This window comes from Mesorhizobium sp. M0870 (assembly GCF_040319775.1).
GTDB lineage: Bacteria > Pseudomonadota > Alphaproteobacteria > Rhizobiales > Rhizobiaceae > Mesorhizobium.
In genome coordinates, this window is sequence record NZ_JAMYOI010000037.1 from 1 (window position 1) to 26737 (window position 26737).

Sequence of the window (26737 nt, forward strand, 5' to 3'; positions counted from 1 at the left end):
CCCTTTGAATACATCTGCAAAATCTGGACAAAAGAGCCCGAACGATTCAGGCTCCATCCAACCCATCAAACCTTGGGACTAAACATCTAGGCTGACGAGAAGGTCGCGTGCCGACAGCAGCACCCGCACGACACAGGTGCCGTGGCTCTTGGTGCGAACCTGCTTAAACCATCCGGTCCGTCCGATCTGAGCAAGGCCCGCCGCTCGTGGCGGCCCGATTTGTTCGGCATCATCGAGAGGGCGGCGCTTGACACGATCGGAAGTCCGCGCTTCGTTAACTCGTTCCAGAGCCAGATCGCAAGCGGTCACGGCTCCATGCCGATCCGCTCCGTCTCCGCAGTTCCACAGTCCCGCCCGCATCTCCCGGTCGGGCCCGGGTAGCCATTGCGCTGCAAGGCGGGTCTGATCGCTACGGCGGCGCCCGCCACCATCTCCATCAGTCGGTTCGGCGACATAGCCAATCATCTCCCGTAAGAGAAGTGCTTTCAGGCAAGTTCCGCAGGTTCAAGGAGATCGTTGACGGCGCCGCCACTTGGGAGCTGCGTCGAGTGCATGGTCGAGCTTGCCGCCCAAGGTACGTGGCTTCGAAACGCGTGCGATTGCGCCTCATTCAAGACCGGTAGCGGGTGGTCGCCGACATACAACGGGGCGCAGGCGACTGAAACGAACCCGTCGGCCACTACGGAGCAATCCTGCCGCCTGACCAGGCGCGTGGAAAAGTATCACAACGGTGACCACAGCTTCGCTTCAGGCCGTCAAAAGCTATTGCCGTGCGTTAAGGCGGGCTAGGTGGCCCGTCGGGAAGCCGGCACCAGCGGCTTTGTCGGGACAAGACACATGCTATTGGGATTTGGCCGTCGCAGCCGCGAGCATCGCTTCTCCCATCGCAATGGCCCCTTGGGCACGCAGCATTTCACCAGGGTTCTGAATGTCGCGCAAGTCTTTGTTCTGGCTGAGTTTTGATTTTCCAACCAGGCCGGTGATCTCGATCTCCAGAGCGACGATTGCCTTGACCATCGTGTCGATGAAGTCCTTCGGCGCGTCGTCCATCTTCCATGGGACCGGCTGCGAGGTTTCTTGCTTGTGAGTGAGCTTCGCCACGTTGCGGCGCACATCCCGCTCATCATCCCGGACAGTGATGCGTCCGTGGGCATGGACGACGAGATAGTTCCACGTCGGCACCTGCTTGTGGAATTCATGCTTGCTTGGATACCAGTTCGGCGAGATGTAAGCGTCGGCCGCACGGAAGATTACGAGAACCTCATCGCCATTGGCGACTTCCTCCCAGACTGGGTTCTTGCGAGCGACATGGCAATTGAGAACGCCCTTGTCTCCCTTCGAGCGGTCAAGCTCGAAGGGGAGGTGGTTCGCGTCCAGTGTGCCTCTGCTTTGGGTGACGAGGATACCGAGCGGGTGTTTGTCAATAAGCTCGAACAGGGCGTTCTGATCAGGGACGGCAAAATGAGGCGGAACGAACAACGGTTTATCTCCTGTCGCGAATGTGCGGTTGTTAGTAATCGGCGGAGCCTTACGGAACGGGCCCCTGAATCTTCGCTGCCGTCGACGAGTGCCCCGGATCTCGGTGTCCACCACGCTCAAGCACCGCCATCTTGAAGTGGGCGGGCACATCAGATGCCGCCGCATATGAGTGCGGTTGGTCAGTGACAAGCCGCGCACTCTCGCCTTCGCTTAAAATTACCACATGGGCACCTACCACAACGCTCAGGGCACCCTGACTGACCGAGATCAGCTCGCGCGTATCCGGACTATGAGCGTCCGCGGAAAACACGTCGCCCGGCATCATGACCCAGCTCCACAGTTCGAACATCGTGCGTCCCGAGGTCGATGAATGCAGTTGCGCAGAGCTTCCCTTGGCGCTCGTCCAAAGCCTCCTGGTCTCTGTCCGCTCGATGGGAAGGCGCACCGTGGAAGGGTGCTCGTTCAACAAATCGGCCACCGAGAGCGAAAACGCCGCCGCCAGCCGACACAGTATGCCGATACTGGGGTTCGCCCTACCCTGCTCCAGCGCGACCACGGTTCCCTTGGACAGGCCACTTAGTTTAGCCAGTCGATCCAGGGTCAGGTTTTGGTCACGCCTCAAGTCTCGGATCCGGGCCGCTATCGCTTGCCCAAGGACCTGCTCGGCATCAAAGGCTGTCGTAACATCGGTCATTATATTGACTTAGGACCTCGGCTCACCTATTGCGGTCAGTATAATGACCGGGGCGAAATTGCAACTGCCCGTTAGGAAGGAAATAACCGATGCGTTTTGAGACGAAGGCGATCCACTGCGGCCGAGGGGTCGACGCGTCCACGGGGGCCGTATCCATGCCGCTGCACACCAGCACGACGTTCGAACGCGGTGTCAACGGGTCATTTCCGTCCGGCTTCGAATACACAAGGGATGGAAATCCTACACGCAATGCGTTCGAGGCGGCCATGGCGACGCTTGAGGGAGGGGAAGACGGCATCGCCTTCGCTTCGGGCATGGCCGCAATCGCTGCAGTTTTCGAGAGCCATCCGTCGGCGGGTCGGATCGTTCTGCCGGATGACATGTATTTCGGCATTCGTTCGCTGATCGAAGAGACCGACATTGGGTCTCGCTTCGACTTTGCCCCAGTCGACATGCGCGATTTGGACGCTTTGCGCGCCGCGGTGACATCGAAGCGGACTGGCCTCGTCTGGATCGAGACGCCGTCAAACCCGATGATCCGCGTTGTCGACATTGCGGCCATCTGCGCAATCGCGCACGAGGCAAACGCCTTGGCGGTGGTGGACAATACGTGGGCCACCCCAGTGCTTCAACTGCCACTCGAAATCGGGGCAGACGCGGTGATGCACTCGGCGACAAAGTACATTGGCGGCCACTCGGATTTGATGGCCGGTGTCGTCATTGTCCCAAACGCGTCACCCCTCGGTCGCCCATTGCGGATGGTCCAGAAACACAAGGGCAGCGTCGCAGCGCCCTTCGACTGTTGGCTGGCGTTGCGGGGTCTGCAGACATTGCCGGTCCGCATGCGCGCCCATTGCGAAGGCGCCCAGAAAGTGGCCGAGGCCCTGGCGTCTCATCCCCGCGTCGAAAAAGTGCTCTTTCCTGGTCTGCAAACTGATCCGGGACACGATCTTGCTACGCGGCAAATGAGCCATTACGGAGCGATGCTATCTTTTATCGTCGAGGGCGGAGCCGATGCTGCAATGGCCGTGGCCGGCCGCCTGAAGATTGTTGTCCGGGCGACAAGCCTTGGCGGGACGCATTCTCTGATTGAGCATCGCGCATCCGTTGAAGGTGCGAAGTCCAAAGCGCCAGGTGGATTGCTGCGAATTTCTGTAGGGCTTGAACATCCTCAGGACATTATCGATGACCTGATGCAGGCCCTAGGCGAAACCTGCAAAGCGGGAGTCCAATGACGGGTGCAAGACTCTGGCGCCGCTTTATGTGGCGGCTGGCGCAGCCGACGATCGGCAGAACAATGTTCCTGCTGAGTAGAACGCACGTCCTCTGGTGAACCGCTACCGCCGTGTCGCATCGTCTCGGGCGCGTGGTCGCATGGGTGATGAACGTCTTCGGGTTTCTGGACGATGGCCACGCGCCCGACCGGAAGCGGAAATACCCAGATTTTGCCGTTGACCTGCTGATGCTCAACCTCGTCGGAGATCGCGGTCAACAGATGGGATGGATGTGCTGGCACTACGGCAGTTTGACAAGCCGGCCATCGGGGCGCTAGCACCGTCCAAAGCCAAGAGTCGCAGGGCAGAACTGACCGCACCAAGCGGGCTGCGGGACCCATCAGCTAACGGCCAGGTTGGTACCTCAACGCGCATCAGCACCGTGGATGCCACATTGTCCTTGTTGCGAGCGCGATCTCGGAACTTCGTTGTGACGCAGTCAGTGCACAGAGCCGCACCGCTGCAAGCAAATGAGCGGAAGAACGACACCCAGTGGAGGCGAGAAGTGATGCGGCGTCAAGATCCTCCGCGCTTTGCGGCAAACACACTGATCCCTCTTCACAACCCGGTCTTTCGTTCTATCTGGACAGCCACGCAGATATCCAGCCTTGGCTGGCTGGTGCAGAGCGTGGCTATAAGCTGGCTCATGGCCACGATTTCAGCCTCCGATCTGATGGTTGCGCTCGTACAGGCTGCATCGACACTGCCCGCGTTCTTCTTGTCGATCCTTGCTGGAGCCATTGCAGACAGCTTCAGCCGCCGTGGCGTGATGCTTGCCGGACACTGCCTGATCGCACTGGCATCCACGGCGCTGGCACTCTCTGTGGGACTGGGCTTTGCTAGTCCATGGCTGATCCTGGGACTGAGTTTCTTGGCCGGATGCGGCTTTGCCTTGAACGATCCAGCCTGGCACGCCTCGGTCGGCGATATCCTGGAAAAGCGCGACATACCCGCTGCAGTGACGCTGATGTCGGTGGGGTACAACGTGGTTCGGAGCATAGGACCGGCGCTGGGCGGTGTAATCTTAGCTTTGCTGGGCCCCCTTACGGCTTTCGCCCTCGCTGCGCTAAGTGACCTGGTCCCGTTGAGCGCTGTTTTGCGCTCACAGTGGCAAGTTCGCTCTTCGCCTCTTCCGCGCGAGCGGATGACTACGGCCATTCATGATGGCATGCGATTCACGGCGATATCCTCAGAGATCAGAGTGGCGATCGTGCGTGCAACCCTGTTCGGGCTATCAAGCATCTCGATCCTTGCTTTGCTCCCCCTCCTGGTTCGCGACCAACTGGCGGGAGGGCCAATTGTGTACGGCGTGCTATTGGCCGGCTTCGGCACAGGCGCCTTCATCGCCGGCATTGGCAGCAGCTACTTGAGACGCATCACGTCCCAGAACCGATTGATCACGCTCGCATCCGTTGCTTGCGCAACGTGCTGCCTTTTGATGGCCCTCACATCGTCGGTGGCTGTGGCGGCGATCGCGCTTGCAATCGGTGGCGCTGGCTGGGTTGTCACCTGGACCGGAACCGACGTGTGTGTGCAGTTGGCAAGCCCAAGGTGGGTCGTTGGTCGCACTCTGTCCATCTATTACGCCCTGACCTACGGCGGCATGGCAGCGGGTAGCTGGATCTGGGGTGCTGTCGCGCAGTACTATTCGCTGACGTGGGCTTTGGAAGGTGCTGCAGCGGCACTGTTGCTGGTCGCGGCTGTGGGAAAGCTATTGCCGGTGCGGCTATGGGAGGAATCGGATCAAGCGGCCGTCGACTTCAGGCCACCAGAACTGGCCCTCCCTTTGAAGCCCAGGAGCGGTCCGATCGTGATCAAGATGGAGTACTCGATACTCGAGGAGAGTATCGATGAATTTCTGAGCTGCATGCGCGAAAGGCGGCGCGTTCAGAGCCGCGCCGGTGCGCGGGACTGGACCCTCCAGCGCGACCTTCAGAAGTCGACGCTTTGGACCGAGACATTCCGCACGCCGACATGGACGGACTATCTTCGTCTAAACCATCGACTAACGGTGAATGACAGGGACATAGGCGAGCGCCTTGCCGCTCTGCACATGGGTGATTCTCCGCCTCGCATCTCACTTTCAATCGAGCGGTCGACAAGCCCCGCCCCCGGCAGCCAAGTCCAGCCTGTGCCTTTTGTATCGCGCCCGTGAGAAAACCAAGACTTGTCTGGGCTTGGACACGGAACGAGCTATTGCAAATCGTTCCGGCCGGTTAGGCGAGCATGAGGATTCGCGTGGCAATTATGTCCATCACGGGTCCCATGTTCCGCCCGAGACCCCCCTCTCTGCCGCCAGATCGGCTTGAGCACGGATTCAGGTCGCCTGTCCTTTGCATAGCGGCGGGCAACGAATAGCAAGGGGGCGGAGGGTATCCCCGTCTGCGAAGCGGGCAGAGAAGGAATCCGCAAGGCGGGTTGCTGGGGAGACGGGCGCGCGCCTCTTTCCGCCTAGTTTTCTCCGTTACAAAGTCCCCCCGGGACGGACTGCCAGTTCACGCCAGGGCCAACAGCATGGTTGCTCGCACGGGCGACCGCCGCGTCTGCCGGTCCTGCGAGTAGAATGAGGGAAGTGCGGCTTCATCCTCGATGCCAGAACTCGCGTCGCCGTACCGCGGCCGCCAGAGCCCCTTTCGCTGTCACGAGTCAGCCCACCTTTCTAGCTGGCAGCCCATCGGGAGCCGATCCGCAGCACCTGTCGGCGCGCCTTCCGTGTCAACGCAGAACATGATGCATATTCCCAGCGCTTTTTGACAGAGCGAACTACAAAATGCAGAACACTGACTCTCCGCCCAATGAATGCTGCGAGCAAGCAGCAGGCGGAGGAACTCCGTCTGGGCTGAGTATGTGTTTCAACGCGGACAAATAAATTGTAGCCAGTTCACGAAACGCCGGGCCCGCTCCTCTGGCGTCCGATCGTCCAGGAAATCCCCTCGGCGCGCACCACGCCAGACACCTCCTTACCGATATGATGCTCAAGCACCGGCCGCCAAGGCACCAGCGTGAACTCGCGCGATTTCTCGATGACACCGTATTTTCCGCCGGCGAGCTCGACGCAGCGGCGCAGCGTTCCGTCTATTCGATTGCCATGCCGCGCTTCAGAATACGAGAGCCCGAGTTCGTCCGAGAGCTGACTGGCAACACGGTTCAGCTCTCGTTGGCGCAGCATTGAAAGCATGTTGGCGCGATAGATGACCCGATCCTGCGCATCATGGGCAAGACCTTGCGCGATCAGCCACTGCTGTCGGCGGGCCTGGACCTGACGTACTTCGCGACCGAAGCCAGAGTCGCGCAAGGACTCAGGGTGGGCTGATACCAGCTCCTGGTCGATCCAGGTGGCGCCGTCGAAGCCTACTTGGCTCTCCAGCGGCATTGATGAGAGCTTGTCAACGACAACAGGCTGGGCCCTCGCTCGCTGACGCTCGTAATCCGCGACGCGGTTGAGATGGTCGGGCGCGACTGTCCATGTGCCGTCCGGCTCGCGCTCGACGCCACCGGTCGCACGGCGGATCGCCTCCAGTCGCCGCACGTGCGTTTCGGCAAAGCGTTCGGTGGCCGAGGGGTCATGCTTGAGATGTATATCGATGCTGTAGCGCCCGTCGTTGACCGTCGCGATGCCGGCAATTGTGCGGTCGACTTTTCTTGGCCCGGTGTCCCTCGGCTTGACCCGCACTATGCAGCCCTCTGGTGTCGGTTGGGTGGCCTCGCCTTTGCCGATATCAAAATAGTGGCTTTTGCCGTCCACGCCGTCGACGACGAGGTAATGGCGGTCAGTGATTTCGTCGGCCAGCCCGCGCCCGACGACACGTCCGACCACGGTTTGAGCCGACCCGTCGGATCGATCGTGGATAAGATGGTCGGCGGCACTGCGGACGAGCCCCTTGCCGGTCAGCTCGCGATGGATGGTCTTGACGATGTCGCCGCGCGCGCCGATGCGGCGTAGCGTGGCTTCGAGCTCATCCTCCAGGCGCCAGCGACCCGCAGGCATCTCCTCGGCGAGGCCCATCCGCTCGAGCTTGCGCAGGCGGCCCTGGTGCAGCGTCTGGCGAAAGGTGTCTCGGCTGGCCGGTGAGACACACCCCTCATCGTCGCGCATGCGCATCAGCTGCCGGTCGATGCTGGTGAAGCGTTCCTGATCCATCTCCTGGCGCAAGCGCTGCTCGATCTCGCGGTCGGTGCGCGGGCCAAGGTCGAGGCTAACCAGTTCGGCTGCGCGCTCGCGCAAGCCAGAGGAGATGTAGTCCCGCGCTATGACGAGGTTTTCGCCGTGATTGTCCCTGCCGCGCACGATGATGTGGGTGTGGGGATGGCCGGTGTTGAAATGGTCGACGGCCACCCAGTCTAGCCTGGTGCCGAGGTCTTCTTCCATTTGCGCCATGAGGCGCCGGGTGAGCGGCTTCAGGTCATCATACTCGATACCGTCTTCAGGGGCGACGATGAAGCGGAACTGATGACGGTCACCGTTCGCGCGATCGAGAAAGGCCCTGCCGTCCGCGCGGTCATTGTCGGCAGCGTAGAGCTCGCCACGCTCGCTTTCCCGGGTGACGCCGTCGCGCTGGAGGTAGCGGAGGTGCGCACGAGCCCCGTCGACTCCCTTGCCGGCCAGCTTGACGATGCGTGCCTTGACGACTGCGCGCCGCTGCCGAAACGCCGCGTGGCGGTCGCGCGCTCTAAGAACGGCGGCAGCGGCCCCGCCGCGCCCCACCCGGCTTCCGATGAAGCGGCTGCCGCGTCCGCTCCTGCCGCCTGCTCGGTTGACCGCGGCCTGCACCTGGCCAGCGTAGCGTTTGCCCGCCTTCGAGCCGCGCGAGCCAATTTTGCCGAGCTTCGGCGTGAATTCGTTATCCTGCATGCGGCCTCCGATGAGCCAGCAGCAATTTCAGAGGCTTGCCCGCCAGACCCTCCTGGACTCGGAGGCAACCTCCTGGGAAAACGATGTGCAGACAAACACTTCGCCGTCTCCAGGAGGCGCTGCCTTTATCTTGCCTTCCGCGCACCTGCCCCCCTGGCCCCCGCCCGGACCACGGTAGCCGCTGCCCTCACCTGCGATCCGGCCGGCCTGATCTTGCTCGCTCCGATCCGAGCGGCACCAGGAGTTGGCCATTCGGGCCGGTCACGGAAACACCGTTTCGGAGAAAAAACAGCGACTGCCCGGACGGGATTCCCGGCGCGCTTTTGGAATGGGATTTGCCGGTGAGCGCGTCCATATCGGCGGCCGAAATGCCCGCCGCCTTGATCTCTTCCAGATACGAAACCGTCTCGCTAGGCAGCGGTCGCCCGCGCTGCAAATGCTGCTCGTAGCGCTCCGGCCCGGCGTTATAGGCTGCAAACAGGCCTGGAAATCCGAAGCGGTCATACATGGCGCGCAGATAGGCAGTGCCTGCCAGAATGTTGTCGCGAGGGTCGTGCGGGGCGGCTCCCAGGCCAAGCTCTGCGCGCAACTCCTCGTAGGTGCCTGGCATCACCTGCATGAGGCCAATGGCGCCGGCGCTCGACGTGACCGGCCGCCCATTGAGCGTCGTCTGCCCCCGGCTTTCGGCATCCATGACGGCATAAATCCAGGTCTGTGGAATGCTGAAACGCCGGCTTGCTTCGGCTACGAAGGGCTGCCATCTTGCAAGCTGCGGACTATGGGAGATGACGACCGGCTTCGTGTTGGTCGCGGCGGAACAGGAGCATGGTGCGAGACACGCCATGCTCAGCATAAGGAGGGTCACTCGGTCCATAGCGGCACGAGCCTCCCGATGATGTTTTCGGTCGGCACCGGCCCGAAATAGCGGCTGTCGAACGAGCGATCTTTATCGCTGCCGAGCAGGAAAACCTCGTCGGCGGCGAGTGTTCGGCATGCATTCCACCAAGGCAGCGGACGGTGCTGCGTGTCGGTGGCAAGCCGGCGCGCGGCTATCTCGCCGCCGATGATGATGGCGTCGCCGAAGGTGCAGACATGCTCGCCGGGCAGCGCCGCAAGGCGCTTGATCAGCGGCACGTTGCTGGGGAGATAGAAGCGTTCGGCGGCGAGATCGGCGACCGGTCTTGGTGGGCGGACGAGTACGAGATCACCACGAGCGGGCGATCTGGATGCGACGCGATAGAGGCCGACCGGCGCACTCGCCGAGGCGTTCCAGACCAGCCAGGGCGATGGTTTGCCGAAGGCGGCGAAGCCGATCAGGCCAAGGCCGATTGTGGCAACGACGATCGTCTTGCGGGCTCGAATGCGCCGCAGATGGCTGCCGATCAGACGGATGGTGGGACGCCGGCTCATGAGCGGCCTCCCTCACCGGCCGAGCCGGATTCGTGCGCGCCATCCTCGGGCGCGGTCTCCGGCGCGTGCCCCTTCGACCAGTCGTCGAGTTCGTCGATGTGATAGCGGACATAACGGCCGTGCTTGCGGAATTGTGGGCCACCGCCTTTGAGGCGCATCTTCTCCAGCGTGCGCTGGGACAGCCCGATATAGAAGGCCGCCTGCGCGGTGTTGAGAAACGGACTGCCCTTCTTGGCGCGGGCTGCGCGTTCGTTTTCGTCGTCCATGATGATCCTCGGTTCGTTACGGGCAAGCGAGGCGAGGATCGGCGAGCGAGATCGTTTTGGGGACGGGCGAAGAGTGGGGGGCGAGTTTTCGCCGCCCCTTCGGCGGCCTCACGGGTCCTGAGAGAGGCCCTGCGCCGGTTGGCGGCGCAGGGCTTTGCGGGTCGGCCGGTCAGTCGACCGGGTTCCAGATGATGGCGTAAGTGTCGTCGTCATCCTGGCCGGCGGCGCGGCCCAGATTGGCGTAGAGCTTGCGCGGGCCAAACTCGGGGGCCGCAATCGACAGGCTCACATAGTCCTTGCCGGAGGTCTCGCCGGTGCGGATCCAGGCCGCACCCACTTCGACCCCTTGCGTCAGCACCCGGTAGTCCGGATGGGTGTCGGCGCTCTTTGCCTGATTGGGCACGATGTCGATGTCGGCGCGGACGCTGAGCGTCTTGAGCTGGCCCTTGTAGCCGCCGTTTTCCTGTTTGGTGACGTATCCGATTGCGGTCATTTTCAGTCTCCTCTTGGTGCTCGCAGGGGACCATTCCCCTGCGATGGCGGACCGTGATGGGCGCGTCCGGACCGCCGGAACCGGCACGGCCGCAGCGATAGCGGAGGACCCGAGCGGGGAGTTTTTTTGAAGCGAAGCGGCGCGAGGAAGCCGCCGCAGGCGGCGGGGAAAAAAGCTGCCGGCGAGGGTTTCGGGCCGGCCGGATCCGCCCATAGGTCGTCAAGCCAGGCGCAGGGGAATGGTCCCTGAGACACAATGGAGACAGGTTGCGCGATCGGGGGCACAACGAGCAGGCGGCAATATGCGGGGGGCCGGCGGCGCGGGCTCTCTCGGCAATCGGATGTACAATTGGCGCCATGCGCCTGGCGCCTCAGCAAGCAATCCGGGGCGGTGCGGGGCTGCCGAAATGGGGGCGAATTGGCGTTGGAATTTATCGCACGCGGCACTGGCTCGGCAAGACGATCAATCGGAGCCGGCGCGGCCCGGAGCGGCGCGCGCGTCCTCAGCGGCAGTACTCGAGAAAACGCCGCTCGGGCCGTGATCGACTATTCGCGCACGAACAGCGACTGCTTCCTTGCGCACAGATCGGCGAATAGGAAGCCTCGCGGCTGGTGTAGCTTTCGGCCGGGAATTTCACCCAGCGCGGCAGCCAGGTCTCAACCTGAAGCGGCCATTCTCGACGCCAGGGTAGTCTCGGTTTGGGACTCGACCTTCCAGGCGAAATTGCTGTCGGCGACATGCTTGAAGCCGATCTCGGTGAGCATCGAATCGGCGATTTCCTCGTCGCGCAAGCGATCGAAAGGCATCGTCCGGTTGCCACCATATGCCCACGACGCGCACGAGATTATCGTCGCCGAGCGCCCACCTTGCGCGCGAACATGCCGGCGGCAGCAAGGGGTCGCGATTGCCGCTGGCCACCACCGGGCAGGCCAATAGCTTGTGCCGCATTTGCCGAATGCGGCGTCAGCCTTGCAGCCGGCAAGGATGGCAGTCACCGTCTCGTTGGCTGCGCGCTGCGACCCGGGGCGCACCTTGGCGATGCAGATCGGCATAGTTCTGCATCGGGGCGGGTGAGTCCCGGGCGCCGTCGGGAATGGGCATCTCCTCGCTATCCGGCGTCGGCTCGGTCGTGGCCAGTTGAGCATCGGGCATCGTCATGCCGCAGGCCCTTCTTGCGCCTCGCCTTCCGCATCGGCCTGAAGGCCAAGCAGGAAATCGGCGGCCTTCGAAGCGAGGCTGGCGGCACGGAAAATGGAGCGGTTGTCCTCGCGCAGCACCTTCAGCCATGAGCCGATGTAATCGGCGTGACGCACGGTCGGCTCGATGCCGAGATTGCTGCAGACGAAGGCGGCAGTGATTTCGGCGACCAATTCTTCACGCGCGTAAGCCTTGGAGCCGAAGGAGCCGGAGAGGTCGCGAGCAAGCCGCGTCGGGTGGCCGGTCCAGTGGCCAAGCTCGTGAAAGCAGGTCCGGTAATAGTCGATCTGCTGATGGAACGCCGGCTGCGGCGGCACCTGAATGTGGTCGCTGCCCGGCATGTAGAAAGCGCGATCGCCGCCGACCCTGAAATCCGCACCGCTGGCGCGAATCAGGGTTTCGGCCTGCGGCACGATCTCGCACTGAGGCAGCGGCTCGGCGGGGGCATGGAGGGGTTCCGGAAGATTGTCGCACTGCGCGACATTGAAGACGGTGAAGCGCTTCAGAAAAGGCACGGCCTGTGGTGCATCGCCCTCGTGGCGTGCGCGCTCCTTCTCGTCCTTGGGGACAAAGCGGTCGGCATGCACGATGGTCGTGCCGCGCTCGCCTTTCCTGACATTGCCGCCCAGGGCAAGCGCCTGCCGGAAGGTCAGCCAATTCTGGCTGGGATAGCTGCGCTCGATGACGGCGCCCCACAGGATGAGGATATTGATGCCGGAATAGCTGCGCCCCGTGGACGCATTCCTCGGCAGGCCGAGGCCTGCTTTTGCGCTGCCCCATGGCTTGACCCATGGCACGGTACCGCGCTCCAGCTCGGCAATGATGCGGTCGGTGATCTCCTGATAGAGGCTGGCGCCCGGGCGCCTGCCCTTGCCTGCGCCAGCCTCTCCGCTGGTGGTACGCTTGCTGTTTGCACGCATGTGTTATCCTCCGCTCACCAATCGCCGCGCCTTTCCCCGGAAGCGGGGTGGGCGGCGAGTCGCGACCGGAAGGGCCCGCCCAGTAGGCGGACCGCATCCGAAGGACCGGAACGAAGAGGAGGACCCTGAGCGGCACGCGAAGGGTTGCGGGCTGCCGCAGCGGGTCTAGAAGGGAGTGCCGCCCCCCCCCGCGCCACCGGGAAAGGCCAACAGACAAACCGCGCCGCCCGCAAGGGCGGCGGCCGTCACAGCCCGAAGGGCTGCCCACGCCAAGGGGCGAAGCCGAATGGCCGAGACCGCCTGAGCTTGCCGAAGAAAAGCGGGCTCGGTTCACGAGCACCTGGTGCGCGTCGTCAGGCGCGCGGGCGCGCGCCAAGTTTTTTCGCACATGGTCAGGCGGCGCAGTTACGTCGAGAAACCCGACGGCATCGGCGCCGTGCGCGCGGCTTCCTCCGAAAACCAGCGCTCGCCTTTCAACAAATTGAGGCATTGTCCTAGACAATATTCCTGTCCGGATCATGATAGATGCGGCGCGCCCGCTAGGACCGGAGGCTGGACAGAATCTCGCACGGATCAGCGTCAATGGCCGCAGTTATGTCGAGAAACTCGATGACGTCGAGACGCCGCTCTGCGCCCTCGTACTTGGCCACGAAGGATTGGGGACGACCAAGCTTGTCAGCCAGCTGCTCCTGGGTCAGGCCTTTGGCCTTGCGCAGCGAAACCAGCTGGGCCAGAAACCGCTGGTGGCGGGGCGATCGAAGGGATTTGGGCATGGAGGCGAACCGGTCGGGTAAAGACCGGATCAGCGACTAATCCCGGTTTCGGATTATCCCATTTTGGGATATACTGCGTGCGCTCACAGGCGAGGTTCGCAGGCATGAATGGACCAATGGGAACAGATGAGACTCGAAGCTCAACTTTGAGCGATGAAGTCCCCTGGTCGGAGAACCTCACGAGCTACGACAGGGAGCATTTCACGATCTACCTGCGGATCCTGGATGCCTGCGCCGACAATGCCAGCGAAAAGGAGATGGCCGAGCGCATTCTCGGCATCGACCCGTCCATTGACCCGGTCCGCGCCCGCAAAGCTCTTCGCAGCCATATCGACCGTGCGAACTGGATGGTGACGACCGGCTACAAGGAACTGTTCGCCGGCTGATGCACAACGCCCACTGCCACGTGTTTCGAGCAGGCAAGTCTCTGTAGCCAAATTCGGCAGCGCACGGCCGCGACAGCCGGCGCGGCGGGAGCGGTCACAACTGGTTCGCGTGCTGTTTGACTGCCATTTCCAGTGCTTGCATCGAAGGCACAGCCTTGGAGAAGAGGAAGCCCTGAGCGGTTCGGCAGCCAAGCTTGTGCAGGGTTTGCCGATCCGCCTCTGTTTCGACGCCCTCGGCCATGACCTCGATCCCGAGCATGTCACCGAGTTCGATGACCGATTTGACAAGCAGTCGGTCCTCTCGGGACTTGGCCAGGCCGCGAATGAAGCCCTGGTCTATTTTCACCTTGCGTATCCGACGGTCCTTGAGAGATGCCAAGGTAGAAAAGCCGGTGCCGAAGTCATCGAGCGCGATGGAAATACCGGCATGTGAAAGCCGTCCGAGCTTTTCATCCACTCTGTCCGGGTCCACCGGCGATTCTTCGGTAATCTCGATTTCGAACATCGTCGCAGGCAGGCCTCTTGCCGCCAGACCATCCAGAACCATGTCGTCGATATCGCCGGCTTCCAGTTCGCGAGGGGAAACATTCATCGCCACACGAATGTCACGACAGTCAGCTTTCACCAAGCCGTCGATAAAAGCACAACAGTCGGCGAATACGGTTTGCGTCAGCAGCTGAAGCATTCCGGTTTCGCGTGCGGCCGTGATGATTTCGGGTGGAGAGATGGCACCATGCGTCGGATGGGACCATCTCAGCAAGGCTTCAAAACCGACCACGGTCTCGGTTTCGAGTTTCACGATCGGCTGGAACCAAGGTTGCAATCTTCCCGTCTTTATCGCCGAATGAAGATCCCGTTCGATCGACTGGCGACGTTGCAGTTCCCTGTCGAGTTCGGCATCGAAAAGGCAAAATTCGTTCCTGCCATGGCGCTTGGCCGTATACAGGGCGATATCCGCCCGCAACAACATTTCAGTCAGGCTCGGCGTCTGCGCCAAGTATATCCCTATCGATGCCCCGACCCGAACGGACGCGACCTCGATATAGGGGCGAGCAATTTTGGCTATGATATTGGAGGCGAGATCACTGGCAGAAAGCGAAGCTCTCGTTGAGGGAAAAACCAGCACGAATTCATCGCCGCCGATACGAGCGAGCGTTGAGCCTTCGGGTGCTTCCTGCTCTATGCGGCGGGCGATCATGACAAGCAGTTCATCACCGGTCCTGTGACCGTAGGTGTCATTGACAGATTTGAACCCGTCCAGATCAATCAGCATTGCCACGAAGGGGCCATCCGCGGTCTTGAACCGACCGATGGCGTGTTCAAGGCCCCGCCTGTTGAGAAGGGCGGTCAGATGGTCCTCCCTGGAGTTGCGCTCCATTTCCGACGCAAATCGCTCTGCCTCATGTCTCAGGCGGCTTGCTTCGCGGAAGCGCGCCTGCCCAACAAACGAAGCTCGGACCAAGCCGCCCATGAAGAGCAGAACGGTGAAAGCCAGAATGTAGCGTTCAAAATTGCCTTTCGCCAAAAGGCACGCCACCGTGATGAGGAGTGGAGGTGTGATGAAGCTGGTCGCCGCCGCGGCATACGAACTGCCATATGTAACCGCACCAGCTGAAATGCCCGCCAGGATGACCAGATGCATCGGTGCTTGTGGTGTTGTGTATCCAACAGTCAGCACGGCCGGGAAGGACCATGCAAACCCTGCCAGAAGGGCAAGGACGCCAAACATGCGAAGGCGCGGCAAAACGCCAAGCAAATCCTGATGGCGCCCCGTTTCCTTTAGCTGAAAACGGGCGAGTGCAAGCCGGGCGGCATTTAGCGCATTGACGACCAGGAACCAGCTGGCAGCGGCAAAGCCGCCGCCAGAAAGGGCCTGCACCGCGCAAATCAGGCCTGACAGGATCGCGCTTATCGGCATCGACACGAAGAGCCCGGCCCTCAGGTCAGCAAGCTGATCCTGACGGATTTTGGCCTCCAGCGATTCTTCTTCCTTTAGGGGTGCCATGAATGGACCAGCTTGCTTGCGTCGTTGTTCGCGAGGACCAAATCTATGCAAGCCCACTGAAGGACGGGTTAACTACCCAGCGAGGGTAACCAGTGCGCTCACCATGCTTCGGGTCACACCTTTGGCTTGCATTGCCGAATCATCAAGGCTTCGCCCGCGCGCGTGCCTTGATCCGAATCATGCCATGATCGGCAACGTCACCAGGAGACAGCCTTGCCCCGCGACGACGCGCGCCAGCAAGACAAGGAAGCCTCGCCGAGACAGCGTTCCAGAGCGGCAGCGCTCTGTGCGATTCACCGCCTGAGCATGGCCGAAATGCCATGGCGGACAAAGGGAAGATGTTGGGCAAAGCGGAGCCCAGCATGTCTTGCAAGCCGTGCCGCCGAGTGCTCGCTTGAGTAGAGACCGACAAGCATGTTGGTGGCATGATAGAGCGGCCCCGCCGACAGCCGCAGCCGGCTTTCGTATCTGCCGAGCATGTCGGGATCGGCAATGTCGCGGCGGGCGCGACATGCTGTCAGTATTTTATGAGCGAGTTGCTTCTGGCCGCTGAGGCCGATGTTGAAGCCATGCGCGGTCACCGGGTGCATGCCAATGGCAGCGTCTCCGATCAGTGCCGCACTCGGAGCCGAGAACTTGTGCGCCCAGGTCGTGACCAGCGGATAGGCATGGCGGGTGCTTGCCAGGGTCATCTGTCCGAGGCGTCCTCGACACCGGTTCATCAATTCCATGCGGAACAATTCGTCGTCGAGAGCAAACAGTCTGTCGGCCTCGCTTGAGCGCAAAGTCAGAAGCAGCGACGACACGCCTTCCATGAGCGGCAACATCGCTATGGTCTGATGGTGGTCGAACCATTCGACCGCGATCTGGTGATGGACGCGCTCGTGCCTCACTCGGCAAATCAGCATGGAGTGGCCAAGCGGATGGATGTTGGCGCCAATGCCGAGCAGGTCGCGCATCGGGGACAAACGCGAATCCGCTGCTACGAGCAGCCGAGCGGCCAATTGCCTGCCATCAGAAAGCGTTATGACCGCCTCGTCTTCGCTATTTGTTGCATTGACGACCGAGTTGCCGCACAGCAGCCGGGCATGATCCTGGAAGTGGACAATTTTGAACAGGGCATCGCGGATCCGACAATTTGGGACCAGAAATCCGAGTGGTTCCCCAGATCCGCTGGGAGCATCGAAGCTCAGGGCGAAAGGGCTGGATCCGTTGAGCACGCGCGCGCCATGAAGCGGTGATTTGTCCGATGCGGGGATGGCATCCCAGGCGCCGAGCTCGCGAAGGATTCTCACTGATGCGTGGGTCAGCGCGATCTCGCGACCGTCGAAAGCCGGATTCGCCAGGCTGTCGAGCGACTGCCGTTCAACCACTGCCACCTTGAGTCGGCTCCAGGCGAGCGATGCTGCGAAGGCAAGTCCGACCGGACCAGCTCCGACGACAATGATGTCGAATTTGTCGACATAGCCGGCCATCAGCGTGCCGCCATAGCGGCTATCTTCGACACGAAGCGCTCTTGAAGCATCGCAATCACCCACGGTTTGCCGCTCATCTCCCCAACTCGATAGACATGCGTTCTCCGTTGGAAGCCTGGTCAATGAAACCATGCCGATGAAGAGATAACGCTGATCTGGATCAACCAGGCTCGACAAACCCGTCAGCGGCGGGTTCACGGTCGAGTGGTCGATTGCCGTGAAAACGTCTCCATGTCTGGGCATTCTGAATGGTCGGCTTCCCAATCGCGTGTCCCTCCTGGCCAAAGGTTCGGCAACGTATTGTGGCAGATCCGTTCTTCGCACCGCGCCGATATCGTCATGACGCGGGCAATCGCCAGCAAAGATTCGGTCGACTGACGACCAGCATCCGCACAGTCGTTGGCGCCGCCAACCGGTTCAGCCTCGCGGCTCTTCCCGATCGATAAGGACCCGCTCGGCGGAGCCGTCGAGATCTTCGTATTGGCCGCTCTTCAAGATCCACAGGAAGCCCCGGTCCAAGCCCCACCAAAACAGGCAGCGGCCACCGCATTTCCGTCTGGACGGGCGTCTTGCTGCCGACAGCGTGCTCTCCTAACGCGCTAGACGCCGAAGGAACTCGCCGACGGCCTCATGTCCAAGTGATGTGGGAAGGGAGCAGAACCAAAGGGACTCTGCTTGGCGTCCCCGCTTTTTTCGCAGCTATGAAACCATCACTGAGAACGGATCCGTACTGAGGAGGAGGCGGTCCTTGACTTGCCCGACGCCGGCAACCTTCTCAGCCGCAACGATCGCTGCCTTCCGCTGACGCTCGTCGACAATCGCCCCCTTCAGTTCGACAAGGCCGTCGCTGACCCTCACATCGATCAAGTCACCACCGCTCCAGGTTTGTGGCTGCAGTTCGGCAAGGATAGCCTTGCGGATCAGTTCGTCATCGGGTGGCGTGGTTCCCTGTTTCGGCATGGCGGATCAGGACAAGCAGCAAATCAGTTCGCGTGATGATGCCGACGACCCTTTCCCGAATCGACAATCGGGACATTGTTGTGCGATGTTGCATCATCAGGTCGACAGGAGGCGCCGAGATGACGTGTGTGGTCATCACCTGATGGATGATCCGTCCATTCGAGCGCACACATAGTCATTGGCGGTTGTGCCCGGGCCAAGATCAAGCTCCAGCCAGCGCGGACGCACACGCTGGGTTCCGAGTTCCTCTCGGCGCAAGAAGTCGCTTTTGCTTACAATGCCAACCAAGGTGCCGTCGCTGGTCGTTACTGGCAGGCAGCTGACTTTGCTTGAAAGCATGACCGCTTCGGCGATCGTCGCGTTCGCATGCGTCGTGATGACTGGCTTTGTCATTAAGGATTCGGCTTGCATCCTCACCCTCCTGATCTTTCGTCGGACGACGATAGGACATCCCGACCCGCGGCGCGTTGATCTGAGTCACTTGGAACGAGTGGCATTCTCCGCGCCGTCGTCGCTGTCGATGAGAATGCGCTCCGCCGCGCCATCGAGATCCTCGTACTGGCCGCTTCTCAACGCCCAAAGGAAGCCGGACAGGCCGAGTGCGCCAAGGAATAGCGCTACGGGGATGAGGTAGACGAGCGTCGTCATGACGATTGAGCCAAGGCGCCGGCCCGCGCGGGCCTGTCTTGCCGCGCAATCGCGGACGACGCACCCGTTGCGAAGCCTTGCAGACGCATGGCATTTCCAACCACGAGCAATGACGAGGCTGACATCGCGACCGCGGCGATAAGAGGCGTAACATGGCCCAGAATGGCGATCGGCACGGCAACAGCATTATAAACGATCGCGATCACGATGTTCTGGCGAATCAGGCTTCCCGCCTTGCGCGAGACATCCAGCGCGAGAGGCACTGCCAGAAGGCTTTCGCGCAGGAATACGAAATCGGCCGCGTTGCGGCCAATGTCGGCGGCGGTGGCAGGAGCGATCGAGACATGCGCAGCGCTCAGCGCAGGCGTGTCGTTGAGACCGTCGCCAACCATCAGAACCCTGTGTCCGTCTTTCGCCGCCGTCTCAATGCGTTCGACCTTGCCGGACGGCAGCAGGCACGGAATAAAATTGTCGATACCCAGCATTTTTGCAACTTCGCCGCAGGCGCCCGCGGTATCGCCCGACAGCATTTCCACCGACACCCCAGCATGGGTCAATTGCCCGATCGCCGCCCTGGCGTCGGCGCGCAGCGCGTCCTCAAAATCGAAGGTCGCGACAATGAACCCGTCTTTTGTCAGCACCGTTCCGCCATAGCCATGTTTGCCTTCGCCGCCGGTCCGGGCCTTCCATCCAGCCCATCCGCGCCGGCCCAGCCGCCAGGTGCTACCTGTCGCTGTGGCTTCGATCCCGAAACCCGGGTGCTCGGTGACGGCATCGAATTTGTGCTGCCCGCCAAGGCGGGCAAAACCGGCTATGGCCTTCGAAAACGGGTGACGCGAGTGCGCAGCCATGTCTCCCGCGATTGCCAGCATGGCCGGATCAATCGAGTCCGCATTGACCAGCCGGGGCTGGCCGAGGGTGAGCGTTCCGGTCTTGTCGAACACCGCTTTATCAATCGTCGCCAGGCGCTCCATGGCCGAACCGTCCTTGACCATGATGCCGTTCTCGAACAGGCGCCGCGCCGCGACCACCTGGACGATCGGCACGGCGAGGCCGAGCGCGCACGGGCATGTGATGATCAGAACGGCAATGGCGATGGTTATCGCCCGGTGCCAGTCACCGGTCGCCGCCATCCAGCCAAGGAACGTCGCGAAGGCTGTGAGATGAACCACCGGGGCATAGAGCGCTGAAACACGATCGGCGATCCGGCGATAATGCGCGCGGCCGCCCTCTGCGGACTCCATCAGCCGAACCATTTCCGCCAGAAACGAATCTTTCGCGGCGGCGGTCGCCTCGATCGTCAGCGGGCCGGTTAGGTTGAGGACACCGGCCTGCACGGCTTCGCCTGCCGCTACGTTTCGAGGCGTGCTCTCGCCGGACACCAACGAGCAGTCCAGATCCGAGGCCCCTTGAATGATCTTGCCGTCGACGGGGATTCTCTCGCCGGCAGCGATCAACAGCAGCATGCCAAGTTCGATCTCGCCAACCGGCAGATAGTCGCGTGCACCATCGCCGCGCAGCACCATGGCGCCACGCGCCGCGAGCTGTGACAGGCCTTTGACGGCGGTGCGGGCGCGTTCGCGCATCACGTGATCGAGCGTGCGGCCGATCAGGAGGAAGAACAGCAGTGACACCGATGCATCGAAATAAGCGTGGTCGCCATGGGTGATCGTCTCATAGAGGCTCATGGCGTAGGCGAGGGATACCCCGACCGCGATCGGCACATCCATGTTCATGCGGCCGTGACGCAGCGCATTCCAGGCCGAGCGGAAGAAGATGCCGCCGGCGAAGGCCAGTGGCGGGATGGCGATAAGCGCCGAGACCCAGTGGAACAGGTCGCGGGTAGCGCCTTCAGCACCGGACCAGACAGAGACCGAAAGCAGCATGATGTTGCCCGCCGCAAAGCCGGCGACAGCAACGGCGCGGATCAGCTCCGAAAGCGTCTTGTCCTTGTTGTCGACCTCGGGGTCGAACAGATGCGCCTCGTAGCCCAGCCGTCCCAGCGCGGCGACGAATGGTGGTACCTGGTTTCCACGCCAGCGGACCGCGACCCGCTTCGTCGACAGGTTGACACGAGCGCTCTCCACTTGATCGAGCTTTCCCAGTGCTGTCTCGATCGCCTGGATGCAGGCCGCGCAATGAACCGTGGGGACCGAAAGATCGGTCTGGCGGAGATCATCGCCAAGCGATCGGCTCGCCAGCCTGATCTCCTGGCTGGACGGCAGGACCGATCCGGTGTTGACCAGATCAAGCGCCATTTCGGCGCCCGGTGCACAACAACTCATTGCAGCGCTCCATTGGAAATCATGATCCTGCGGACGTCGCGGTACGGTTTATGCAGACCGGCGTCGGCGTCGACTTCGACAATCCAGACGCCATCCTTCGGCATGTGCTGCGCGGCGAACTCCTGGCCGGAGGTGAGGGCGAGCGTGACGGACTTGTCCTCTTTCTCGTATGCGGGATGGCGAAACAGCACCTTGACGCCATGCAAGGGAACCGGCTTGCCGCCGGCGTCGGTGAGGCCGTAGCGGACTTCGCCCCATGCGATGGTCAGCTTGCCGGTCCAGCCAAGGGCTGCCTGCGCGCGACCCTCCTCGGCCTGCTTGTTGAATTGCTGGCTCGCCACATAGGTGTTTTCGACGACAAGGCCGGTCCAACTTGTGTTGGCGAGCGTGGCCATCGTCAGATTGACCGCGATGACCACACCGAAGAAGGCAAGGATGGTGAACAGCATGTGCCTGCCGGTGAATTCGCGGGTTTTTTGTGTTCTGGCGCTCATCTGGCAGTCTCCGGCGCGTTGAAGGTGGCGGTGTATTCGTCCGACTCGAAGCTCGCCTTGTCCTCGACACGGAACGTGAAGGTCTGCGCTGTGTCCTGGATTTGACCCGCTGGCTGGCGCACGAAGACCTTCAGCATTTTCAGGCGGTCGGGTTCGACCGGAATGGCGACAGAACGGCCTGCCGGGACGTCGTCGCCGACGACGCTCATCTCGGCGCCCTGCAAGCCCTGCATCGTGACAACAATGGTCCGCGGTTCGGGAATCATGTTGAGCAGCTTGACGGTGTAGCCGTTGCGGATCGAGCCGTCGGAGAGCGTGACGAATTGCGGATTGCGGTCGTGCAGCACGTTGACTTCGAGCCGATCGCGCGTCAGCAGCGAATAGAGCAGGCCGAGACCGATCAGCGACCACATAGCCATGTAGACATAGGTGCGTGGCCGAAAGATCTTGCGGATGTGGAAATGCGCCACTCTGTCCGAAAACAGGCCGTCATCCGTCCTGACCAGCGCCGGATTGACTGAGCTGGACCCGCCTGCAGTCGCCAGCATCATGTTGGCGTTGTAGTCGGAGAGCGTCGCATAGGCGATCAGCCCACGCTCCTTGCCGAGCTTGTCCATGACGCCGTCACAGGCGTCGATGCAGAGCGCGCAAGTGATGCATTCGAGCTGCTGGCCATCGCGAATGTCGATCCCCATCGGGCAGACCGCGACACAGGCATTGCAGTCGACGCAGTCGCCCACGAGCTGGCCTGCGGCCAGCACCTTCTTGGCGTGGCGCGAACGCGGTTCGCCGCGCCAGTCATTGTAGGTGACAGTGAGGGAATTTTCATCGAGCATGGCCGCCTGGATGCGGGGCCACGGGCACATATAGGTGCAGACCTGTTCGCGCATCAGACCGCCGAACGTGTAGGTGGTAGCCGCCAGAACCGCGACGGTGATGTAGGCGACAGGCGCTGCCGTGCCGGTGAAGAGTTCGCCGAGCAGCGTCGGCGCGTCAGCGAAATAGAAGATCCAGGCGCCGCCCGTCAGCGCGCCTATGGCCAGCCAGATGGCGTGTTTCGATACCCGCAGCACGAGTTTGCGGGGGGTCCAGAGACCGGCATCAAGCTTGATACGAGCGTTGCGGTCGCCCTCTATCGCGCGCTCGACGACCAGGAACAGGTCGACCCATACGGTCTGCGGGCATGTGTAGCCACACCAGGCACGGCCGACAGTCGACGTGATCAGGAAAAGACCGACGCCGGCCATGACCAGAAGGCCGGCGACATAGTAGAATTCCTGCGGCCATATCTCGATGAAGAAGAAATAGAAACGCCGGTTAGCGACATCGAGCAGCACGGCCTGGTCCGGGCTAAACGAGCCCCGATCCCAGCGCAGCCACGGCGTCAGATAGTAGATGCCGAGCGTGACCGCCATCACCAGCCATTTGAACTGGCGAAAGCTGCCCGAGGCCCGCTTCGGGAAGATCTTCTTGCGCGCAGCGTACATTGGCTGACGCACCTTGGCGGAGTTGACCGGCGTGGGTTCGATCCTTTCTATTTGCGTGTTATCAAGCACGAGAAGCTCCAGTCACCAGCGACGATTTCGCCGGAAACCGACTCATCGGTTCTGGATGATGCCGAGGCCCGGCTTGCGCCGGGCCTCGTCGCTTGGCGGGAGGGGGAGGACGAGAATAGGCTTCTGCTCCTATTCTCCGCCGCCAAGCGAATGGATGTAGACCGCCAGTTCCTTGACCTTGGTCTCGCCGAGGCGCGCGCCCCAGGCCGGCATCACGCCCTGTTTCGGCGCGGTGACCTGGGCGGCGATGGCCGCTTCGCCTGACCCGTAGAGCCAGATGGCGTCGGTCAGATCTGGAGCGCCGAGTTCCTTGTTGCCTTTTGCATTGTCGCCGTGACAGGCCACGCAATTTTCGGCGAAGACCTTGGCGCCGAGCGCGACCAACGATTGATCGCCGACAGTGCCGGACAGGCTGGCAACGTAGGTGCTGACCTGTTTGATCTGATCGGCGGTGATGATGTCGCCAAAGGCCGGCATTTCCGACAGGCGCGTAGCCGGGTCGGAGGCTAAGCGGATGCCATGAGCGATCGTCTGCTGGATCTGATCCACCTCGCCGCCCCACAGCCAGTCGTCGTCATTTAGGTTCGGAAAGCCCTTGGACCCCTGGGCGCCGGAACCGTGGCACTGCACGCAATTGACCTTGAACGCGGCGGCGCCGGCAGCGACGGCGAATTCGCGCAGCGTGTCATCCGCAGCAATCTCCGAAACACTTTTCGACTCTATTGCGGCGACATATTTGCCCTTTGCCGCTTCGGCCGCGGACAACTCGTTCTTGACTTCGTTGCGGCTGGAATAGCCAAGTACGCCCTTTGTCGCGGAGTGCAACAGCGGCCATGCCGGGTAGGCAATTGTGTAACCGATCGCCCAGACTATGGTCATGTAGAAGGTGATGACCCACCAGCGCGGGAGCGGGTTGTTGAGCTCGCGAATGCCGTCCCACTCATGACCGGTCGTCGAGATGCCGGAAACCTCGTCAATGTGATCGCTGCTCATGATCAGTCCTCCTTCAGAGGAATTTGAGCTGCTTCGCCGGCTTGCCTGCGGCTGCCGGGGCGAAGTGCAAAGGCAACGGATCCGATGAAGAAAAGAGCGATGGCAAGCAGGCCCCAGCTGTCAGCAAACTCCCGCATGAAATTGTACGTCATCGCCATTGTCCTCAGCGGTAGCCGGCGGTCTCATCGTAGTTCTTGAAATCGACAAGCGTGCCGAGCATCTGGAGATAAGAAACCAGGGCGTCCATTTCGGTGACTTGCTGCGGATCACCGTCGAAATCGCCGATCCTGGCCTTGGGGTAGCGGGCCTCGAGGCCGGACGTGTCGGCATTGGGATCAGCCTGCGCCATCAAATCAGCATTGGCGTTAGCGACCATGTCGTCGGAGTAGGGAACGCCGACGCGCCTGTTGGCAACCAGATGCGTCGAGAAATCCTTCACCGCGATCGGCGTATCCTTCAGAAAGCCATAGCTCGGCATGATGGATTCCGGCACCACGGAACGAGGGTCCGTGAGGTGCTCGACATGCCAAAGATTTGAGTAGCGATCGCCAACCCGAGCGAGGTCCGGTCCGGTGCGCTTCGATCCCCACTGGAAGGGATGATCATACATCGACTCGGCCGCCAGGCTGTAATGCCCATAGCGCTCGACCTCGTCACGGAACGGGCGGATCATCTGGCTATGGCATAGATAGCATCCCTCACGCACATAGATGTTGCGCCCGACGAGTTCGAGCGGCGAGTAGGGCCGCATGCCTTCGACCTTCTCGATCGTGTTGTCGAGATAGAAGAGCGGCGCGATCTCGACGATGCCGCCGATTGTCACGACCAGCAGCGACCCGAGGAGAAGAAGTGTAGCGTTCTTCTCGATGACCGCGTGTCTGTTCATCAACCTCATTTTCTGTCTCATCATCGCGCAAGCTGGAGGGCGGGAACGGAGCCGGGCATCGGATCCTCCTCGCGCCGGTAGCCAAGGATGGTCATGGCGATGTTCCACGCCATGATCAGGGCGCCGGAAAGGTACATGGCTCCGCCGATGGCGCGCATGATGTAGTAGGGGTGCATGGCGGCCACGGTTTCGGCGAAGGAGTAGACCAGGAAGCCCTGCTCGTCGTATTCGCGCCACATCAGGCCCTGCATGATGCCGGACACCCACATGACCGACGCGTAGACAACGATGCCAAGCGTCGCCAGCCAGAAGTGCCAGGTAACGAGGCGCAGCGAGTAGAGCCGTTCACGGTTCCACAGCTTCGGCACCATGTAATAAAGCGCGCCGAACGAGATCATGCCGACCCAGCCGAGTGCGCCCGAATGGACGTGTCCGATGGTCCAGTCGGTATAGTGCGACAGCGAGTTGACCGTCTTGATCGACATCATTGGGCCCTCGAAGGTGGACATGCCGTAGAAGGCGATGGCCATCACCATCATGCGGATGATCGGATCGGTGCGGAGCTTGTCCCAGGCGCCCGACAGCGTCATCAGGCCATTGATCATGCCGCCCCATGACGGCATCCACAGCATGATCGAGAACACCATGCCGAGCGTCTGCGCCCAATCGGGCAAGGCGGTGTAGTGCAAATGATGGGGTCCAGCCCAGATGTAGAGAAAGATGATTGCCCAGAAATGGACGATCGACAGCCGGTAGGAATAGACCGGCCGGTTCGCCTGCTTGGGTACGAAATAATACATCATGCCGAGAAAGCCGGCGGTCAGAAAGAAGCCCACGGCGTTGTGGCCATACCACCATTGCGTCAGAGCGTCCTGGACCCCGGAGAAAGCCGAATAGCTCTTCGAGCCCAGGAAGGAGGCGGGCATGGAGAGGTTGTTGACCACATGCAGCATCGCGATGGTGACGATGAAGGACAGGTAGAACCAGTTAGCGACGTAGATGTGGGGTTCCTTGCGCTTCAGGATCGTGCCGAGGAACAGGATGAGATAGGCGACCCAGACAATGGTCAGCCAGATGTCCACATACCATTCGGGCTCGGCGTATTCGCGGCTCTCGGTGATGCCGAGCAGGTAGCCAGTCGCTGCCATGACGATGAAGAGCTGGTAGCCCCAGAACACGAACCAGCCGAGATCGCCGCCGAACAGCCGGGCGCGGCAGGTGCGTTGCACGACATAGAGAGACGTGCAAAGCAGCGCGTTGCCGCCGAAGGCGAAGACGACTCCCGACGTATGCAGTGGCCGCAAACGGCCAAAGTTGAACCAGGGCTGGATGTTGAGATCGGGATAGGCAAGCTGCAGCGCGATGACCACGCCGACAAGCATGCCGATGACACCCCAGAACATGGTGGCGATGGCGCCATAGCGGATTGGCCCGTCCATGTAAGCGGACGGGTCGATCGGCGCGGCAGGCTTGAACTCAGTGTTGCGCAACAGGATCGCAGTGAAGCCAGCCAAGGCGAAGAACAAGACCCACATATGCTGGCGAAAGGGTTCATCCACCCCAGCGCCAGCGGCCACCAAAGCCGCGAATGCGAACAGGCTTAGAAGCACGATTTCTTTGCCGAATTTCATCGCAAGCCCCGATTTCCAATTCCGGCGGATGCCAAACCGCGGTGCCTTATTGCGCAGCCG

27 protein-coding genes are annotated in these 26737 nt (G+C 61.6%); 3 read left to right on the top strand and 24 right to left on the bottom strand.

Annotation, left to right across the window (positions count from 1 at the left end):
- Positions 1-840: 840 nt before the first annotated feature.
- Entirely contained in the window at positions 841-1479 is a 639-nt protein-coding gene (locus NKH97_RS29340) for an FMN-binding negative transcriptional regulator (RefSeq protein WP_352799335.1), read from the bottom strand.
- 49 nt (positions 1480-1528) lie between these two features.
- The gene (locus NKH97_RS29345; RefSeq protein ID WP_352799337.1) at positions 1529-2173 is read right to left on the bottom strand and encodes a helix-turn-helix domain-containing protein; all 645 of its coding nucleotides are present in this window, start codon (positions 2171-2173) and stop codon (positions 1529-1531) included.
- 89 nt (positions 2174-2262) lie between these two features.
- On the opposite strand from NKH97_RS29345, the gene NKH97_RS29350 reads away from it, so the two are divergent.
- Positions 2263-3408: a trans-sulfuration enzyme family protein gene (locus tag NKH97_RS29350; RefSeq protein ID WP_023740430.1), complete on the top strand. Its 1146-nt coding sequence runs from the start codon at positions 2263-2265 to the stop codon at positions 3406-3408.
- Between the two features lie 547 nt (positions 3409-3955).
- On the top strand, positions 3956-5602 hold the full coding sequence (locus NKH97_RS29355) for an MFS transporter (RefSeq protein ID WP_023809301.1): 1647 nt from the start codon (positions 3956-3958) through the stop codon (positions 5600-5602).
- A 726-nt stretch (positions 5603-6328) separates the two neighbouring features.
- Here NKH97_RS29355 and rlxS read toward each other — a convergent pair.
- The 9 genes from rlxS to NKH97_RS29400 form a co-directional block, all read right to left on the bottom strand.
- Entirely contained in the window at positions 6329-8299 is a 1971-nt protein-coding gene (rlxS, locus tag NKH97_RS29360) for a relaxase/mobilization nuclease RlxS (RefSeq protein ID WP_352799339.1), read from the bottom strand.
- Positions 8300-8486: 187 nt separating this feature from the next.
- The gene (locus tag NKH97_RS29365) at positions 8487-9173 is read right to left on the bottom strand and encodes a lytic transglycosylase domain-containing protein (RefSeq protein ID WP_352487489.1); all 687 of its coding nucleotides are present in this window, start codon (positions 9171-9173) and stop codon (positions 8487-8489) included.
- Positions 9161-9709, bottom strand: a complete 549-nt coding sequence (gene traF, locus NKH97_RS29370; protein WP_352799341.1) for a conjugative transfer signal peptidase TraF — start codon at positions 9707-9709, stop codon at positions 9161-9163. The genes NKH97_RS29365 and traF overlap by 13 nt, the downstream gene beginning before the upstream one ends.
- On the bottom strand, positions 9706-9975 hold the full coding sequence (locus tag NKH97_RS29375) for a helix-turn-helix transcriptional regulator (protein WP_023740428.1): 270 nt from the start codon (positions 9973-9975) through the stop codon (positions 9706-9708). Before NKH97_RS29375 ends, traF begins: the two co-directional genes overlap by 4 nt.
- 169 nt (positions 9976-10144) lie before the next feature.
- The gene (locus tag NKH97_RS29380; protein ID WP_023735798.1) at positions 10145-10468 is read right to left on the bottom strand and encodes a DUF736 domain-containing protein; all 324 of its coding nucleotides are present in this window, start codon (positions 10466-10468) and stop codon (positions 10145-10147) included.
- A gap of 656 nt (positions 10469-11124) precedes the next feature.
- The gene (locus NKH97_RS29385; protein ID WP_352799344.1) at positions 11125-11274 is read right to left on the bottom strand and encodes a hypothetical protein; all 150 of its coding nucleotides are present in this window, start codon (positions 11272-11274) and stop codon (positions 11125-11127) included.
- Between the two features lie 157 nt (positions 11275-11431).
- A complete protein-coding gene (locus NKH97_RS29390) occupies positions 11432-11626 on the bottom strand; it encodes a hypothetical protein (protein WP_155930546.1) in 195 nt (64 codons plus the stop codon).
- Positions 11623-12585 carry an ArdC family protein gene (locus NKH97_RS29395; protein WP_352799346.1) on the bottom strand — a complete coding sequence of 321 codons (963 nt, stop codon included), beginning with the start codon at positions 12583-12585 and terminating at the stop codon, positions 11623-11625. The genes NKH97_RS29390 and NKH97_RS29395 overlap by 4 nt, the downstream gene beginning before the upstream one ends.
- Positions 12586-13124: 539 nt before the next feature.
- The gene (locus tag NKH97_RS29400) at positions 13125-13358 is read right to left on the bottom strand and encodes a helix-turn-helix domain-containing protein (RefSeq protein ID WP_023735803.1); all 234 of its coding nucleotides are present in this window, start codon (positions 13356-13358) and stop codon (positions 13125-13127) included.
- Between the two features lie 104 nt (positions 13359-13462).
- On the opposite strand from NKH97_RS29400, the gene NKH97_RS29405 reads away from it, so the two are divergent.
- A complete protein-coding gene (locus tag NKH97_RS29405; RefSeq protein ID WP_081731037.1) occupies positions 13463-13744 on the top strand; it encodes a DNA -binding domain-containing protein in 282 nt (93 codons plus the stop codon).
- Positions 13745-13838: 94 nt separating this feature from the next.
- Here the strand turns inward: NKH97_RS29405 and NKH97_RS29410 are convergent, their stop codons facing one another.
- From NKH97_RS29410 to ccoN, 13 genes are all read right to left on the bottom strand, one after another.
- On the bottom strand, positions 13839-15749 hold the full coding sequence (locus tag NKH97_RS29410) for a putative bifunctional diguanylate cyclase/phosphodiesterase (RefSeq protein ID WP_352794768.1): 1911 nt from the start codon (positions 15747-15749) through the stop codon (positions 13839-13841).
- Positions 15750-16042: 293 nt separating this feature from the next.
- Positions 16043-17224, bottom strand: coding sequence for a 5-demethoxyubiquinol-8 5-hydroxylase UbiM (gene ubiM, locus NKH97_RS29415; RefSeq protein WP_352794789.1), 1182 nt, complete (start codon positions 17222-17224; stop codon positions 16043-16045).
- A 417-nt stretch (positions 17225-17641) separates the two neighbouring features.
- The gene (ccoS, locus tag NKH97_RS29420) at positions 17642-17758 is read right to left on the bottom strand and encodes a cbb3-type cytochrome oxidase assembly protein CcoS (RefSeq protein WP_084025756.1); all 117 of its coding nucleotides are present in this window, start codon (positions 17756-17758) and stop codon (positions 17642-17644) included.
- A gap of 165 nt (positions 17759-17923) precedes the next feature.
- The gene (locus NKH97_RS29425) at positions 17924-18184 is read right to left on the bottom strand and encodes a BON domain-containing protein (protein WP_023762791.1); all 261 of its coding nucleotides are present in this window, start codon (positions 18182-18184) and stop codon (positions 17924-17926) included.
- Between the two features lie 135 nt (positions 18185-18319).
- Positions 18320-18595, bottom strand: a complete 276-nt coding sequence (locus NKH97_RS29430; RefSeq protein ID WP_245272648.1) for a CBS domain-containing protein — start codon at positions 18593-18595, stop codon at positions 18320-18322.
- A gap of 66 nt (positions 18596-18661) precedes the next feature.
- Positions 18662-18832 (bottom strand): cbb3-type cytochrome oxidase assembly protein CcoS, encoded by a 171-nt coding sequence (gene ccoS / locus NKH97_RS29435; RefSeq protein ID WP_023762793.1) that lies wholly within the window; start codon positions 18830-18832, stop codon positions 18662-18664.
- On the bottom strand, positions 18829-21117 hold the full coding sequence (locus NKH97_RS29440) for a heavy metal translocating P-type ATPase (RefSeq protein ID WP_352799350.1): 2289 nt from the start codon (positions 21115-21117) through the stop codon (positions 18829-18831). Before NKH97_RS29440 ends, ccoS (NKH97_RS29435) begins: the two co-directional genes overlap by 4 nt.
- Entirely contained in the window at positions 21114-21611 is a 498-nt protein-coding gene (locus tag NKH97_RS29445; protein WP_352799352.1) for a FixH family protein, read from the bottom strand. The genes NKH97_RS29440 and NKH97_RS29445 overlap by 4 nt, the downstream gene beginning before the upstream one ends.
- Positions 21608-23167 (bottom strand): cytochrome c oxidase accessory protein CcoG, encoded by a 1560-nt coding sequence (gene ccoG / locus NKH97_RS29450; RefSeq protein WP_352799354.1) that lies wholly within the window; start codon positions 23165-23167, stop codon positions 21608-21610. Before ccoG ends, NKH97_RS29445 begins: the two co-directional genes overlap by 4 nt.
- Positions 23168-23296: 129 nt before the next feature.
- Positions 23297-24160: a cytochrome-c oxidase, cbb3-type subunit III gene (gene ccoP / locus NKH97_RS29455; protein WP_352799356.1), complete on the bottom strand. Its 864-nt coding sequence runs from the start codon at positions 24158-24160 to the stop codon at positions 23297-23299.
- A 2-nt stretch (positions 24161-24162) separates the two neighbouring features.
- A complete protein-coding gene (locus NKH97_RS29460) occupies positions 24163-24312 on the bottom strand; it encodes a CcoQ/FixQ family Cbb3-type cytochrome c oxidase assembly chaperone (RefSeq protein ID WP_023735812.1) in 150 nt (49 codons plus the stop codon).
- Positions 24313-24323: 11 nt separating this feature from the next.
- On the bottom strand, positions 24324-25055 hold the full coding sequence (gene ccoO, locus NKH97_RS29465) for a cytochrome-c oxidase, cbb3-type subunit II (protein ID WP_023735813.1): 732 nt from the start codon (positions 25053-25055) through the stop codon (positions 24324-24326).
- 11 nt (positions 25056-25066) lie between these two features.
- Positions 25067-26677, bottom strand: coding sequence for a cytochrome-c oxidase, cbb3-type subunit I (gene ccoN, locus NKH97_RS29470; protein ID WP_352441140.1), 1611 nt, complete (start codon positions 26675-26677; stop codon positions 25067-25069).
- Positions 26678-26737 lie beyond the last annotated feature (60 nt).